This window comes from Pseudomonas sp. PDM32 (assembly GCF_019219225.1).
Taxonomy (GTDB): Bacteria; Pseudomonadota; Gammaproteobacteria; order Pseudomonadales; family Pseudomonadaceae; genus Aquipseudomonas; species Aquipseudomonas laurylsulfatiphila.
Genome location: NZ_JAHUWE010000008.1, coordinates 288,151 through 302,335, shown reverse-complemented (window position 1 = coordinate 302,335; position 14,185 = coordinate 288,151). Strand labels below are relative to the sequence as shown.

General features: G+C 62.2%; 15 protein-coding genes and 1 pseudogene. 11 read left to right on the top strand and 5 right to left on the bottom strand.

The window, feature by feature from the left end:
* Positions 1–59 precede the first annotated feature (59 nt).
* Positions 60–914, top strand: coding sequence for an NAD-dependent protein deacetylase (locus KW846_RS17485; RefSeq protein WP_218483770.1), 855 nt, complete (start codon positions 60–62; stop codon positions 912–914).
* Between the two features lie 75 nt (positions 915–989).
* Here KW846_RS17485 and KW846_RS17480 read toward each other — a convergent pair whose 3' ends face one another.
* Complete coding sequence (locus KW846_RS17480; RefSeq protein ID WP_218483768.1) at positions 990–1,889, bottom strand: LysR family transcriptional regulator; 900 nt, start codon at positions 1,887–1,889, stop codon at positions 990–992.
* Between the two features lie 230 nt (positions 1,890–2,119).
* Here KW846_RS17480 and KW846_RS17475 point away from each other — a divergent pair, with 230 nt between their 5' ends.
* The 7 genes from KW846_RS17475 (at position 2,120) to KW846_RS17445 (ending at position 8,530) form a co-directional block, all read left to right on the top strand.
* Positions 2,120–2,818 (top strand): CoA transferase subunit A, encoded by a 699-nt coding sequence (locus KW846_RS17475; protein ID WP_007975747.1) that lies wholly within the window; start codon positions 2,120–2,122, stop codon positions 2,816–2,818.
* 36 nt (positions 2,819–2,854) lie between these two features.
* A complete protein-coding gene (locus KW846_RS17470) occupies positions 2,855–3,520 on the top strand; it encodes a CoA transferase subunit B (RefSeq protein ID WP_007975748.1) in 666 nt (221 codons plus the stop codon).
* Between the two features lie 11 nt (positions 3,521–3,531).
* Entirely contained in the window at positions 3,532–4,713 is a 1,182-nt protein-coding gene (locus tag KW846_RS17465; protein WP_116582576.1) for an acetyl-CoA C-acetyltransferase, read from the top strand.
* Between the two features lie 418 nt (positions 4,714–5,131).
* The gene (locus KW846_RS17460; RefSeq protein WP_218483867.1) at positions 5,132–5,926 is read left to right on the top strand and encodes a hypothetical protein; all 795 of its coding nucleotides are present in this window, start codon (positions 5,132–5,134) and stop codon (positions 5,924–5,926) included.
* A 58-nt stretch (positions 5,927–5,984) separates the two neighbouring features.
* Positions 5,985–6,902, top strand: coding sequence for a DMT family transporter (locus tag KW846_RS17455; RefSeq protein ID WP_218483766.1), 918 nt, complete (start codon positions 5,985–5,987; stop codon positions 6,900–6,902).
* Between the two features lie 83 nt (positions 6,903–6,985).
* Positions 6,986–7,657 (top strand): glutathione S-transferase family protein, encoded by a 672-nt coding sequence (locus KW846_RS17450; RefSeq protein ID WP_218483764.1) that lies wholly within the window; start codon positions 6,986–6,988, stop codon positions 7,655–7,657.
* Between the two features lie 306 nt (positions 7,658–7,963).
* On the top strand, positions 7,964–8,530 hold the full coding sequence (locus KW846_RS17445; protein WP_116582578.1) for a hypothetical protein: 567 nt from the start codon (positions 7,964–7,966) through the stop codon (positions 8,528–8,530).
* Between the two features lie 3 nt (positions 8,531–8,533).
* On the opposite strand, the gene KW846_RS17440 is transcribed toward KW846_RS17445, so the two are convergent.
* Both KW846_RS17440 and KW846_RS17435 read right to left on the bottom strand, forming a co-directional pair.
* Positions 8,534–9,250, bottom strand: coding sequence for an alpha/beta hydrolase (locus tag KW846_RS17440; RefSeq protein WP_218483762.1), 717 nt, complete (start codon positions 9,248–9,250; stop codon positions 8,534–8,536).
* Between the two features lie 182 nt (positions 9,251–9,432).
* Positions 9,433–10,545 (bottom strand): succinylglutamate desuccinylase/aspartoacylase family protein, encoded by a 1,113-nt coding sequence (locus KW846_RS17435; protein WP_218483760.1) that lies wholly within the window; start codon positions 10,543–10,545, stop codon positions 9,433–9,435.
* 33 nt (positions 10,546–10,578) lie between these two features.
* On the opposite strand from KW846_RS17435, the pseudogene KW846_RS30490 reads away from it, so the two are divergent.
* Positions 10,579–10,674 (top strand): annotated as a pseudogene (locus KW846_RS30490) (metal ABC transporter ATP-binding protein); the annotation flags it as partial.
* 71 nt (positions 10,675–10,745) lie between these two features.
* Here the strand turns inward: KW846_RS30490 and KW846_RS17430 are convergent.
* A complete protein-coding gene (locus KW846_RS17430; protein ID WP_007975754.1) occupies positions 10,746–11,525 on the bottom strand; it encodes an ABC transporter substrate-binding protein in 780 nt (259 codons plus the stop codon).
* A 330-nt stretch (positions 11,526–11,855) separates the two neighbouring features.
* Here KW846_RS17430 and KW846_RS17425 point away from each other — a divergent pair, with 330 nt between their 5' ends.
* A complete protein-coding gene (locus tag KW846_RS17425) occupies positions 11,856–12,497 on the top strand; it encodes a type 1 glutamine amidotransferase (protein ID WP_218483758.1) in 642 nt (213 codons plus the stop codon).
* A 134-nt stretch (positions 12,498–12,631) separates the two neighbouring features.
* Here KW846_RS17425 and KW846_RS17420 read toward each other — a convergent pair whose 3' ends face one another.
* A complete protein-coding gene (locus tag KW846_RS17420) occupies positions 12,632–13,066 on the bottom strand; it encodes a rhodanese-like domain-containing protein (protein WP_218483756.1) in 435 nt (144 codons plus the stop codon).
* Between the two features lie 101 nt (positions 13,067–13,167).
* Here KW846_RS17420 and ftrA point away from each other — a divergent pair, with 101 nt between their 5' ends.
* Positions 13,168–14,142 (top strand): transcriptional regulator FtrA, encoded by a 975-nt coding sequence (gene ftrA, locus KW846_RS17415; RefSeq protein WP_218483755.1) that lies wholly within the window; start codon positions 13,168–13,170, stop codon positions 14,140–14,142.
* The last annotated feature ends 43 nt before the right edge of the window (positions 14,143–14,185 follow it).

Here is a 14,185-nt window from a genome sequence, read left to right as displayed (position 1 = left end):
GCAGCCTTCGGCAGCTCCTACAAAAGGCCATGCCAATCTGCGTCCCCAGAGTGCTGAACATGCTCGACAGCCTTATCCACGAACAACTCGACCGCCTCCATCAACGCATGGCCGACGCGCCGTTTGCAGTGCTGACCGGTGCCGGCATCAGCACACCGTCGGGCATCCCCGATTATCGCGACAACCAGGGCGTGCGGCGGGGCCGGCAGCCGATGATGTACCAGGAGTTTCTCTCCACCCCGGAGTCCCGGCGACGTTATTGGGCGCGGGCGATGCTCGGCTGGCCACGGGTGCGCCTGGCACAGCCGAACGTGGCCCACGACACCCTGGCCCGTTTGCAGGGCACGCGACAGATCAGCGGGTTGATCACCCAGAACGTCGATACCCTGCACGACCAGGCCGGCAGCCATGACGTGATCGAACTCCACGGCAGTTTGCACCGGGTGTTGTGCCTCGATTGCAGCAGGCTCTGCGAGCGCGATTCGATCCAGCGCTTGATGGAAACCCGCAACCCATACCTGGCCGGCGTCGACGCGGTGCAGGCGCCGGACGGCGACACCCTGCTTGACCCGGCCTTCGAGGCACGTTTCCAGGTCCCGCATTGCCCGCATTGCGCCGGGGAACGGATGAAACCGGATGTGGTGTTTTTTGGTGAAAACGTCGCGCAGGCCACGGCGGCCAAGGCGATGGCGGCCGTTGAACAGGCTGCGGGGTTGTTGGTGATCGGGTCTTCGTTGATGGCCTATTCGGCGTTCCGCTTGTGCCGGGCGGTGGTGGACCAGGGCAAGCCGTTGATCGCGATCAACCTGGGCAAGACCCGGGCGGATGACATTCTGGATCTGAAGATCGAGGGGTCATGCGAGCAGCTGTTGCCCTTGTTGGCCCAACGCCTGAACAACTGCCCTCCCCTGTAGGAGCTGCCGCAGGCTGCGATCTTTTGATCTTGTTTTTTAAAAGCAACGTCAAAAGATCGCAGCCTGCGGCAGCTCCTACAGGGATGGTGTCTGCCTCAGGTTTTCTTCTTTGAGCACATCGAACAAGGCCTGCGCCGCCGCCGACAGTTCGCCCCCAGGCAAGGTCAACACCCCGAGCGCCCGCTCCACCACCGGGTCACGCAAGGTGATGCAGCGCGCCCCCAGTTCACGCATCTGCCCGGCACACAAGGCCGGCACCGCGCTAACGCCAAGGCCGCTGGCGACCATGCGCCCGACCGTCGCCAGTTGATGACTTTCAAACTCCACCGACAGCTTCATGCCGCGGGCCTGCAGGTGCTCTTCAAGCATGACCCGTACGGTGGAAGGTCGCTGCAAGGTAATGAACGGCTCCTTGAGCAGGGTCTGCCAATCGATGTCATCGAGTTCGGCCAGCGCCGAATCCAGGGGCACCACCGCCACGAATCGATCGATGTACAACGGCGTGAATTGCAGCGGCGAACTCTGGGTCGGCTCGAACGCCACCCCCAGTTCAACCTGGCGGTCACGGACCATTTCCAGCACCTGCTCGTTGATCACGTCATTGACCGTCACGTTGACGTTCGGGTAACGGGCGCGGAAGGTCTTGAGGATCGGCGGCAGCAGGTTGCCGGCGAACGATGGCATGGCCGCCAGGGTCACGCGACCGCGCTGCAGGGTGAAGCGTTGACGCAACTCGTCCTCGACATTGTCCCAGTCGGCGATCAACCGGCGCGCCAGCGGCACCAGGGCTTCGCCTTCGGCGGTGAGCGCCACGTTGCGCGTGTTGCGGGTGAACAGGCGCCCGCCGAGGCCCTCTTCCAGCGCCTTGATGGTCAGGCTCAGGGCCGATTGCGACAGGTGCAGGCGTTCACAGGCCACGGCAAAGCTCAGGCTCTGGGCCACGGCCAGAAAGGCACGGATCTGCTTGACGGTCATACTCGGTCTCTCCAGGGTCTTGTAGGAGCTGCCGAAGGCTGCGATCTTTTGATTTTGATCTTGCCCCCAAAAAACAGGATCAAAAGATCGCAGCCTTCGGCAGTTCCTACACATTGTTGAGTTTTATCTATTAATCAACCTTAAAAATCAACTTAACAAATGAATATTTCGGCGAGACACTCCTTCCCATTCGGCTAGCCAGCCGCCCACAAAGAATAAAAGAGGTGCATATGGCAGGTTTCGACAAGCGCGTGAGTTCCTACGAGGAAGCTCTGGCAGGTCTTGAAGACGGCATGACCGTGATCGCTGGCGGCTTCGGCCTGTGCGGCATCCCGGAAAACCTGATCGCCGAGATCAAGCGCAAGGGCACTCGCGATCTCACCGTGGTTTCCAACAACTGCGGCGTCGACGGTTTCGGCCTCGGCGTACTGTTGACCGACCGCCAGATCAGCAAAGTGGTGGCGTCCTACGTCGGCGAAAACAAGCTGTTCGAAGAGCAACTGCTCAAGGGCGAAATCGAAGTCATCCTGACCCCGCAAGGCACCCTCGCCGAGAAAATGCGCGCGGGCGGCGCCGGCATTCCGGCCTTCTTCACCGCCACCGGCGTGGGCACCCCGGTCGCCGAAGGCAAGGAAGTGCGCGAATTCCATGGCCGCAAGTACCTGATGGAAGAGTCCATCACCGGCGACTTCGCCATCGTCAAAGGCTGGAAAGCCGACCATTTCGGTAACGTGATCTATCGCCACACCGCCCAGAACTTCAACCCGCTGGCCGCCACCGCCGGCAAGATCACCGTGGTCGAAGTCGAAGAAATCGTCGAACCCGGCGAGCTGGACCCGGCGCAGATCCACACCCCTGGCATCTACGTCGACCGGATCATCTGCGGCACGTTCGAGAAGCGCATCGAACAGCGCACCGTGCGTAAGTGATCCCCTGCCCCCGGACCGAATGAAGGAATAACGACAATGGCACTTTCCCGCGAACAAATGGCTCAACGCGTCGCCCGCGAAATGCAGGACGGCTTCTACGTGAACCTGGGCATCGGCATTCCGACCCTGGTCGCCAACTACATCCCCGAAGGCATGGAAGTCATGTTGCAGTCGGAAAACGGCCTGCTGGGCATGGGTCCGTTCCCGACTGAAGAAACCATCGATGCCGACATGATCAACGCCGGCAAACAAACGGTGACCGCGCGCATCGGCGCTTCGATCTTTTCCTCGGCCGAGTCCTTCGCGATGATCCGCGGTGGCCATGTCGACCTGACCGTACTGGGCGCCTTCGAAGTGGACGTGCAAGGCAACATCGCCTCGTGGATGATCCCCGGCAAGCTGGTCAAGGGCATGGGCGGCGCGATGGACCTGGTGGCCGGCGCAGACAACATCATCGTCATCATGACCCACGCGTCCAAGGACGGTGAGTCCAAGCTGCTGTCCCAATGCAGCCTGCCGCTGACCGGCGCCGGGTGCATCAAGCGCGTGCTGACCGACCTGGCCTACCTGGAAATCGAAAATGGCGCATTTGTCCTCAAGGAACGCGCACCTGGCGTCAGCGTTGAGGAAATCGTCGCCAAGACCGCTGGTAAACTGATCGTCCCGGACCACGTTCCGGAAATGCAGTTCGCTGCCCAGTGAGGAATCATTCCATGCAAGAAGTCGTCATTGTTGCCGCCACGCGCACCGCGATCGGCAGTTTCCAGGGTTCCCTGGCCAATGTTTCTGCCGTTGACCTGGGCGCTGCGGTGATCCGCCAGTTGCTGGCACAGACCGGCCTGGACCCTGCGCAAGTCGATGAAGTGATCATGGGTCAGGTGCTGACCGCCGGCGCCGGGCAGAACCCTGCGCGCCAGGCCGCGATCAAGGCCGGCCTGCCCTTCGCCGTACCGGCCATGACCCTGAACAAGGTCTGCGGTTCGGGCCTCAAGGCCCTGCACCTGGGTGCCCAGGCGATTCGCTGCGGCGATGCCGAGGTGATCATCGCCGGTGGCCAGGAAAACATGAGCCTGGCCAACTACGTCATGCCCGGCGCGCGCACCGGCCTGCGCATGGGCCACGCGCAGATCGTCGACACCATGATCAGCGATGGCCTGTGGGACGCATTCAACGACTACCACATGGGCATCACCGCCGAGAACCTGGCCGAGAAATACAGCCTGACTCGCGAGCAGCAGGACGCGTTCGCCGCCGCCTCGCAGCAGAAAGCCGTGGCCGCCATCGAAGCCGGGCGCTTCGTCGATGAAATCACCCCGATCCTGATCCCGCAGCGCAAGGGCGATCCGCTGTCCTTCGCCACCGACGAGCAGCCACGGGCCGGCACCACTGCCGAATCCCTGGGCAAACTCAAGGCGGCCTTCAAGAAGGACGGTTCGGTGACCGCCGGCAACGCTTCGTCGCTGAACGACGGTGCCGCCGCCGTGATCCTGATGAGCGCCGAAAAGGCCAAGGCCCTCGGCCTGCCGGTACTGGCGAAAATCGCGGCGTACGCCAACGCAGGCGTCGACCCGGCGATCATGGGCATCGGCCCGGTGTCGGCCACCCGTCGTTGCCTGGACAAGGCCGGCTGGAACATCGACCAGTTGGACCTGATCGAAGCCAACGAGGCCTTCGCCGCGCAATCGCTGGCAGTGGCCAAGGACCTGGAATGGGACTTGAACAAGGTCAACGTCAACGGCGGCGCCATTGCCCTGGGCCACCCGATCGGTGCTTCGGGTTGCCGCGTGCTGGTGACCCTGCTGCATGAAATGCTCAAGCGTGACGCCAAGAAAGGCCTCGCCACCCTGTGCATCGGTGGCGGTCAGGGCGTGGCGCTGGCGCTCGAAAGGGCTTAAAGCGTTCAACAGACGGCGCGGGGACCCACGAAGATCTGTCGCCGTCTGGACAACTGTGGCGAGGGGGCTTGCCCCCGTTGGAGTGCGAAGCACTCCCAAAATACTCGACTATTGCCGGGATTCTGGGGCTGCTGCGCAACCCAACGGGGGCAAGCCCCCTCGCCACATCCTGGTTTTTTTATCCCCGCTTTTTCATGTAGGCCGCGTCATCGTTCTTCGCGAGCAGTCACCCCAAGAACTGCAAAGTCAACCCACTGTCCGCCCCACTGATCACCGCAGATGCCCAGGAAACGCAGGCGCAAAAGATCCTTTCGTACAAATTCCGAAGGCTGCATGTATACAAAATCCGCATACAGATAAAGCAATCTGGCCGATGCAATGTTACCGTTGCCACCTCACACAGGTCGGAGATATGCGCGTGTTGATCCTCAAACTGCTGGTAATTCCAGGCTTCCTGCTGCTGATTTCCCTGGCCGGCAAACGCTGGGGACCGAGCGTGGCCGGTTGGCTGTCGGGGTTGCCAGTGGTGGTCGGACCGATCCTGTTGTTCCTTGCCCTTGAACAAGGCCTGGCGTTCGCTGCGCAATCGGCCACGGCGGCGCTGTCGGCCATGTTCGCGATGATTGCGTTTTGCGTGACCTACGCCCAGGTCGCACAACGCGCCGGATGGCCACTGGCGTTGCTGATCTCGCTGTCGGTCTGGGCGCTGGTGGCGATTGTCCTGTCGCTGATCCCGGGATCCCTGGTGTTTTCCCTGTGCGCCGCCGCGACCGCGCTGCTCGCCGCGCCTTATCTGTTCCCCGCTGTGCAACCGGTGCTAAGTGGCCCGGGGCCGAAATCCGACAAGCTTGTGTTGCGCATGATGGCGGGTGCATTGCTCACCCTGGTCGTGACGCTGCTGGCCAGCACCGTCGGCGACCGCTGGAGCGGTCTGCTGGCGGTGTTCCCGGTATTGGGCAGCGTGATGGCGGTGTTCTCCCAGCAAACCCGTGGACCGGCCTTTACCGCCGCGTTGCTGCGCGCCACCGCCACCGGCATGTATTCGTTCGCCGCGTTTTGCCTGGTATTGGCCCTGGCCCTGCCGTCGATGGGGATGAACGCGTTTGCCCTGGGCGTTGCGGTGTCGGTGGCCATGCTGGGGGTAACCAAACGCTTGCTGGCGCGGCCGGTCGGCCCGACGACGGACACTGGAGGAACGGCCATCAAGCGCTAAGCTGCATGATGTCATCGGGCCAGGATGTTGCCCGCCTCTACGCGCTGAAGGAACAGACATGACTGCATCTCGCTTGCGCACTGCCCGATCGGCAACCGCCGTGGGCGTGATTGCGATCTTCCTCTGGTCCTGCCTGGCGTTGTTGACCACCCTCACCGAAGGCATCCCACCCTTTGAACTGCTGACCTTGAGTTTCGGCGTGGCGTTTGCCGCCAGCCTGATCACCCTCGGCCGCCATGGCATGAGCGGGTTCAGCAGCTGGCGCCAGCTCTGGGCTGTCTGGGCCACAGGTTTCGTCGGGATTTTCGTATATCACGCGCTGTATTTTTTCGCGCTCAAGGTCGCGCCTGCCGCCGAAGCCAGCCTGATCAATTACCTGTGGCCGCTGATGCTGGTACTGCTGTCGGCCTTTACCGCCGGAGAAAAACTGCTCAAGCGCCAGGTGCTCGGTGCGGTGCTGGGGCTGGCGGGCACGGCGTTCATCATGCAGCAACGCGCCACCCACACGGCGGCGACCATGCCCGTCGCCGGGTATCTGGCAGCGTTCGGCTGCGCGCTGATCTGGGCCGGCTACTCGGTGTTCAACCGTCGTTTCAGCGCAGTACCCAGCAGCATCATCGGTGGCATCTGCGGCATGTCGGCTGCCGCCGGGCTGGTCTGCCACCTGGCCTTCGAAACCACCGTGTGGCCTGACCTCAATCAATGGGCGGCGATCGTCGTCCTCGGCCTGGGGCCAGCCGGACTGGCGTTCTTCGCCTGGGACCACGCCACCAAACACGGCAACCTGGCAACGCTGGGGGCGCTGTCCTACCTGGCGCCCTTGATCTCGACCTTGCTGCTGATCGTCGTCGGCCATGGCCATGCCAGCCCGATCCTGATCGTGCCGGCGCTGCTGATCATCGCTGGCGCGGTGATTGCCACCGCACAGGCGCCCGAAAAAGCACCCGCAACCCGTTCGATGGTTTCGCACGAGTAGAACAACTACCCCGTACGTCAATCGAACGGGTTTGATTCAACATCAGCCTCAGTTCCACCCCCTACCCGACTGAGGCCTGCCCCATGAAATTCTTCTTCCACCCTTCGCCGAACCCGATGAAAGTTGCCCTGCTGCTCGAAGAACTGCAAACGCCCTACGAACTGATCGGCGTCGACACCTTCAAGGGCGAGCAACACCAGCCAGCCTTCCTGGCGATCAACCCGAACGCCAAGGTACCCGCGCTGGTGGATGGCGATGCCAGCGTGTTCGACTCCCAGGCGATCCTGCTGCACCTGGCGCACAAACATCAGCGCTTTGTGCCAACGTCCGTTGCCGGCCAGGCCGAAATGCTTTCCTGGCTGATGTTCATCGGCACCGGCCTGTCACCGTTCTCCGGCCAGGCGGTGCACTTCCTGCACCATGCACCGGAAGATCTGCCTTACGCAAAAAACCGCTATTTCAAGGAAGTCGAACGCCATTACCGCATCCTCGACGAACGCCTGGCCACGCATCAGTACCTGGCTGGCGACACCTACAGCATCGCCGACATGGCCCTGTGGGGCTGGGCCAACTACGCGCCGTACATCCTCGGAGAGAACGGTCTGGCGGCGTACCCCAACGTCAAGCGCCTGTACGACGAAATCAGCACCCGCCCCGCCGCCCTGCGCGCCCACGGCCTGAAAGAGAAACTGGTGCTCAAGGCCGAATTTGACGAAGAAACCCGTCGCAACCTGTTCCCGCAAAACCAGGCGTAATCCGCCGGTTCCAGCCTGTGAGGGTGAAATGAGTGATCAATATGGAGTGGGGGCTTGCCTGTGGCGAGGGAGCTTGCTCCCGCTCGGCTGCGAAGCAGTCGCCAATCCTGCCCGCACAGTACATCTGAAAGAAAGCAGGGGGCCGCTTCGCGGCCCAGCGGGAGCAAGCTCCCTCGCCACATGAAAATCGCCTCACCTCCAGATCGCCACTCGGCCAAAGTGACCACTCGTTAGGGCACACTGGAATGCAGCACAACCTCCGTGGGATGATCGCGCCCCACCGCGCGCCCATCCCTGGAGATTCCGATGTCTTTGTTGAGTAAAAAAGCCCTTGTCCTGCTGTTGGCAGCCGCTACCGGCCTGGGGGCTTTGAATGCGCAGGCCGCCAAGGCCACTTCCAGCGATGCGCCAGCGCAGAAAGTTTCGATGCTCGGCAGCAAGTTCACCTTCAACCTGCCCAAGGGTTTCATCGCCAACCCGCTGCCGGCCAGCCCGGACGGTGCCAGCGGCACCCTGTACAGCAACGAATCCACCAAGACCGTGGTGATCGCCGCTGAAAACACCCTGCCCAACGGCATCAGCGTCAAGGACAACGATGGCGGGTTCCTCGACGGCACCGTGGCCGACTTCGATGCGGCGCAACACAAGTCCCTGCCCGACTACAACAAGCTCAGCGAGAAAACCCTGACCCAGAAATCCGGGCTGGGCCTGCGCCAGATCGACGGCACGGCCACGCAAGGCGGTGGCATGACCCTCACCACCACGCTGATGGCCGCCTCCGGCACCCGCATGGCGGTGATCCAGGTGATTTCCCGCCCTGGCGACATGGCGGCCCATGAAACCCTGATCAAACAGATCGTCAGCGGAAAATAAGGCTCAGGGGTTAAGACGCTGCAACCAGGCGCTCAAGTCCTGGATCTCTTCGGCGCTGATGTTGTGGCCGACACCGGGGTAGCCGTGAAACTCGGGTTCGAGTGACACGCTCTGCAACAGGCTGTTGGCTTCAGTGCCGTCGCTGTAGGGAAGGCGTTTGTCCTGCTCGCCATGACCAATGAAAATCGCCAGCGACTGGCGCTTTTCATCCGGTTTGAGCTCGGACTTGAGCACCGGCAGAATCCGCCCGCTCAACGCCGCGATCCCGCCGAGCGCTTCGGGGTGCCGCAAGCCCACTTCGTAGGACATGATCGCGCCCTGGCTGAACCCCACCAGGAACACCTTCTCCGGTTCGGTGTGATATTTCTTTGCGGCCTGTACGACGAAGTCCAGCAACAATTGGCCGCTGGACTTCAAATCATCGGTCTCACCGTTGTAGGCCCCTTCGCCCTTCTTGCGGAACCACTGATAGCTGCCCGCCTCCATCACCAAAGGCGCCTGCACCGACAGGTAGGTGTAGGACGCGGGCAAGTCATCCTTGATGCCGAACAGGTCCTGCTCGTTACTGCCGTAACCGTGAAGGAAAATCACCAGGGGCTGATGGTTCGAATCGGTGGTGGCCTGTGCCAGGTACTTGAGTGGCAGGTCGGTTTGCAGCGGGGTTTGGGCGTGGACGGCAGTGGATGCCAACAGCGTGAGCAGCGCGAGAATCTTCAACATGGGTCTTCCTTCACGGAATGCAGGATTCGCGCAAGAGCCTAACACTGGTCAGCAGGCAGGAACATCTCGGGCGTAGCTGATGCCGCCTTCGCGAGCAAGCTCGCTCCCACAAGGACCGCATTTCAAATGTGGGAGCGAGCCTGCTCGCGAAGAGGCCCGGACGGGCACTGAAGATTCCGAAGTCAGTCGTTGATCAACTTCCCCACCCGAATCGGTTCACGCCCGGCGACTTTCGCCTGCCAGGTGCCAGGCTGGGTGTAGCGCCCACGATCGATGGCGAACAGCACACCACTGGTGCCGGCCTGCACGGTGGTGACCTTGTCGTTCAACGGGTCGACCACCTCGAACAGCGCATCGCCCTTTTCTACCCACTCCCCGGCTTCACGCAGGAAACTGACCACGCCGTGATGCGGTGCGAACAGGTACTGGGTGCCTTCGAAAGGCATGCCTTCACAGCAGTCGGCCGGTGCCGCCGGCCAGATGCCGGAGATGAAACCCTGCTCGGCGAGGAAGCCGAGAATGGCCTCGCCATTGGCCCGGGCCTGGTCGACCCGAGTGTCCCCCATGCTGCCCAGCTCCAGCGTGGTCGCCAGGTTGGCCGGGGGAATCGCCGCCGCCGGGAATGCCCGGGCCAGGCGTAACCAGGGAGAAGAACAGGACTCGTCGAACGAGCTGCCGCCGGAGTCCTCACACAACAGCGCCACGCCAGCTTGCAAGCGCGCCGCCAGGGATCGCCATTGTGGCCAGTGCTGCGGCAACGCGTAGATGTGGATCGCAGCGTCGAAATCGCAATGCAGGTCGAGGGTGATGTCGGCGTCGCAAGCATGGCGCAGCAACAGGCGGTGCATGGCTTCCAGCTGCGATGTCGCTGCAGGCAAGTCATCGAGGACCTGACCCATGGTCTGGCGAATCAGCGCGATGTTGGCTTGGGCGTCGCTGCCGAGGCGATCACCGACCCGCTCGGCCACCGGCGCGCTGAGTTCGACGAACGAGCGGTTGAAGTTCTTGCCGCTGCCCAACTCGAATCGCCCCATGTGGCTGCCTTGCAGGTGCTGGTCGAGGCCAATGGGATTGGCCACCGGCACCAGTTCGATCACACCGTTCAACTGTCCTTGTTGTTCAAGTTCGGTCAGGCGCTTCTTCAACTCCCAGGCCGTGCGCATGCCCGGCAATTCGTCGGCGTGCAGGCTGGCCTGGATGTACACCTTGCGCGGGCCCGCGCCATAACGAAACACGCTGAGGGTGCGCTCAGTGCCCAGGTGGCTCCAGGGAAGTGTGTGATCGATACGTTGCATGGGAACTCCGAATTTTGAACGGCGAAATCACCTGTGGGAGCGGGCTTGCTCGCGAAGGCGTCGATATATTCAACATCCATGCTGCCTGACACGACGCCTTCGCGAGCAAGCCCGCTCCCACAGGTCTCTCTCTGCTGAAAATGATTGCACAAAAAAAGTGGCAGCCGCGTCAACGGCTGCCACTTTCTCGAACGGCTGGATTACTCGCCGTAAACGTCAAACTTGAAGTACTTGTCCTGCACTTGCTTGTACTTGCCGTTGGCGCGGATTTCGGTGATGGCTTTGTTGAACTGCTCGGCCAGGGCGGTATCGCCCTTGCGCACGGCAATGCCGGCGCCGCCACCAAAGTACTTCGGATCGTTGTACTCAGGGCCGACGAAGGCAAAACCTTTACCGGCGTCGGTTTTCAGGAAACCGTCGTCCAGGTTGACCGAGTCGGCCAGCAGCGCGTCGATGCGGCCGGAGACCATGTCCAGGTTGGCTTCCTGCTGGGAGCCGTAGCGCACCAGGACAATCCCTGCCGGTTGCAGCACTTCAGTGGCGAAGCGGTCGTGGGTACTGGCGCGCAGTACACCGACTTTCTTGCCCTTGAGTTCGGTCAGCGGGTCCTTGACGTCGGTGCCTTCCTTCATCACGAAGCGCGCCGGGGTGTGGTAGTACTTGATGGTGAAATCGACGTTCTTCTTGCGGTCGTCAGTGATGGTCATGGACGACAGGATGGCGTCGATTTTCTTGACCTTCAGCGCAGGGATCAGGCCGTCGAACTCTTGCTCGACCCAGGTGCACTTGACCTTCATCTGCTCGCACAGGGCATCGCCGATGTCCACGTCGAAACCGGTGAGTTTGCCGTCAGGGGTTTTCATCGAAAATGGCGGATAGCCGGCTTCGATGCCGATGCGGATCGGCTTGGCGTCGTCAGCCACGGCGGTCAGGGACAACATCGACAGTGCCAGGGCACCGAACATCACTAGCTTCTTCATTTATAACTCCTGTGTGCGGAGGCTTTTATTGGCAGCTTCGATTGGCAGCGTTCGGTCCTTGCTTTGTGAGCGGAAACCGAAGTGGCCGGCAGTCTAGAGCGGCTACAGGAGGGTAAATTACGCCAAGGCGACAAATATTTATAAAAAAGTGGCACCAGGATCGAGTCATTGCGGTGCATTCGCCATGACGGCGCAACGTCTTTCGGACAGATCGCGTTTTCAGACCAGGACTACAGCTCTTTCGGCGCCAACCGACGTACCGGGCCGACTGGCGATACCGAGTGTTTTACGGCACATTGGGCACCCTTGCGTCCCATCGAGAGTAGCCCGATGCCCACGTTGAACCTGATCCAGCACCACCCTGCCGAAGGCCCGGGTGCCATCGCCGTTTGGGCCGAGTCCATAGGGCTGACGCTGAAGGTGTTTCGCGCCGACCTGGGGCAGTTGCCGCCCGTCAGCGCCGATCCGGTGATCCTGTTGGGCGGGCCTTATGAATCCAATGCCGGCCCGGCCTGGCTTGCGGCCGAACGGCAATGGCTCAAAGGCAGTCTGGATCTGGGCGGCGCCGTGTTCGCCATCTGCCTGGGGGCTCAGTTGCTGGCGTTGAGTCTGGGCGGCCATGTACGGCGCATGGACCGGAGCGAAACCGGATGGACCACGGTGAGCTTTATCGATGGGCAAGCGCTGAAGGTACTCGAGTGGCACGAAGACGCCATCGACCTGCCGCCTGGCGCGCAGTTGTTGGCCAGCAGCGAGCACTGTGTGCAGCAGATGTACCGCGCCGGGCCGGCGCGGCTGGGGTTGCAGTTTCATCCGGAGTGGAACGCCGAGTCGGTGGCCGCGCTCAATGCGCATTTTGGTGAGGAGTCGCCATTGCCACGGGGGGTGCAGGACGGTGCAGCCTATGCCGAGGTGTTGGCGTGGTTGCAGGCGACACTGGATGAGTGGTGGGCGGCCGCTAACGAACACTGATCCGTATCAAAGCACATTCCTGTGGCGAGGGAGCTTGCTCCCGCTCGGCTGCGCAGCAGACGCAGTTTTTGGGGTCGCTACGCGCCCCAGCGGGAGCAAGCCCCCTCGCCACAAAAATCAACGGGGTTTGAAGGTCAGCATTCGCAACCGATCACTTCACGGGCCGGGCGCTGCTGGGCGACACTCAACTCAAACCCTTCATCCAGCCACCCGGTCACGCCGCCGATCATCTCCTTGACCGGATAACCCAGGGCCGCCAACTTCACCGCCGCCTTGTTGGCGCCGTTGCAGTGAGGCCCGGCGCAATAGACCACAAACAAAGTGTTTTTCGGATAACCGGCCAAACCTTCGGCGGTCAGCAAGCGCCCGGGAATGTTGATCGCTCCCGGTACATGCCCGCGCTCGAACGCCAGCGGGCCACGCACATCCACCAGAATGAAATCGATTTCGCCAGCCTGCTGGCTGCCGTAGACGTCGGAACAATCGGTCTCGAACGTCAGACGGTTGCTGAAATGCATCAGGGCGATGGCCGATGGGGCGGCGGGAATTTCGCGAACCAGACTGGTCATGGGCAGTACTCCAAAGAGGCGGTGGGTGTGGGGAGACTTTATCCGCCAGGCACTTGCGGCTACAGTGGCGCACAAGACACCGATCGGGAATTTTCCGCCAAATGCATCCCAACCCAACCAAGGTCGCGATTCTGGCCTACGACGGCCTCTGCACATTCGAGTTCGGCATTGCCGTGGAGATCTTCGGCCTGCCACGCCCCGAGTTCGATTTCCCGTGGTACGAACATCGTATCGTCGCCGTCGATCAAGGCCCGATGCGTGCCATGGGCGGCATCCAGGTCCTGGCCGATGGCGGCATGGAATTGCTCGCCGATGCCCGCACCATCATCATTCCCGGCTGGCGCGACCGCAACGCCACGGTCCCCGCAGAGCTCATCGATGCCCTGCGCCAGGCCCATGCGCGGGGCGCACGGTTACTGTCAATCTGTTCCGGGGTGTTCGTCCTTGCCGCCACCGGGTTGCTCGACGGCCACAGTGCGACCACGCACTGGCGCTACACCTCGGAACTGGCCGAGCGGTTTCCCGGCATCCTGGTGGACCCGGACGTGCTGTATGTCGATTCGGGCCAGTTGATCACCTCCGCCGGCAGCGCAGCCGGCATCGATGCCTGCCTGCATCTGGTGGCCCGGGATTTCGGCACGCAAGTGGCTAATTCCGTGGCGCGCCGCCTGGTCATGTCGCCGCAACGCAGCGGCGGCCAGGCGCAATTCATTCCGACGCCGGTCAGTCCCACACCGCGCAGCGATCTTTCCCGCGTCATGCAGTGGGCACGTGAGCGCTTGCACGAACCGCTGGAAGTGCGCGACCTGGCCAGCGAAGCCGCCATGAGCGAACGCACCTTCCTGCGTCGCTTCACCGAAGCCAGCGGCCAGTCACCGAAAACCTGGTTGCAGCAGCAACGTCTGGGCCGCGCCCGCGAACTGCTGGAAAGCAGCGACCAGAACACCGAACAGATCGCCGAACGTTGCGGTTATCGCTCGGTGGAAAGTTTTCGGGTGGCCTTTCGCACTGTGGTTGGCGTGCCGCCTTCGGTGTATCGGGAGCGGTTTGGGCGTGGGGGCAGTGCTGGTTTTTGAGGTGTTCTCGAGGGCCTCTTCGCGGGCAAGCCCGCTCCCACAG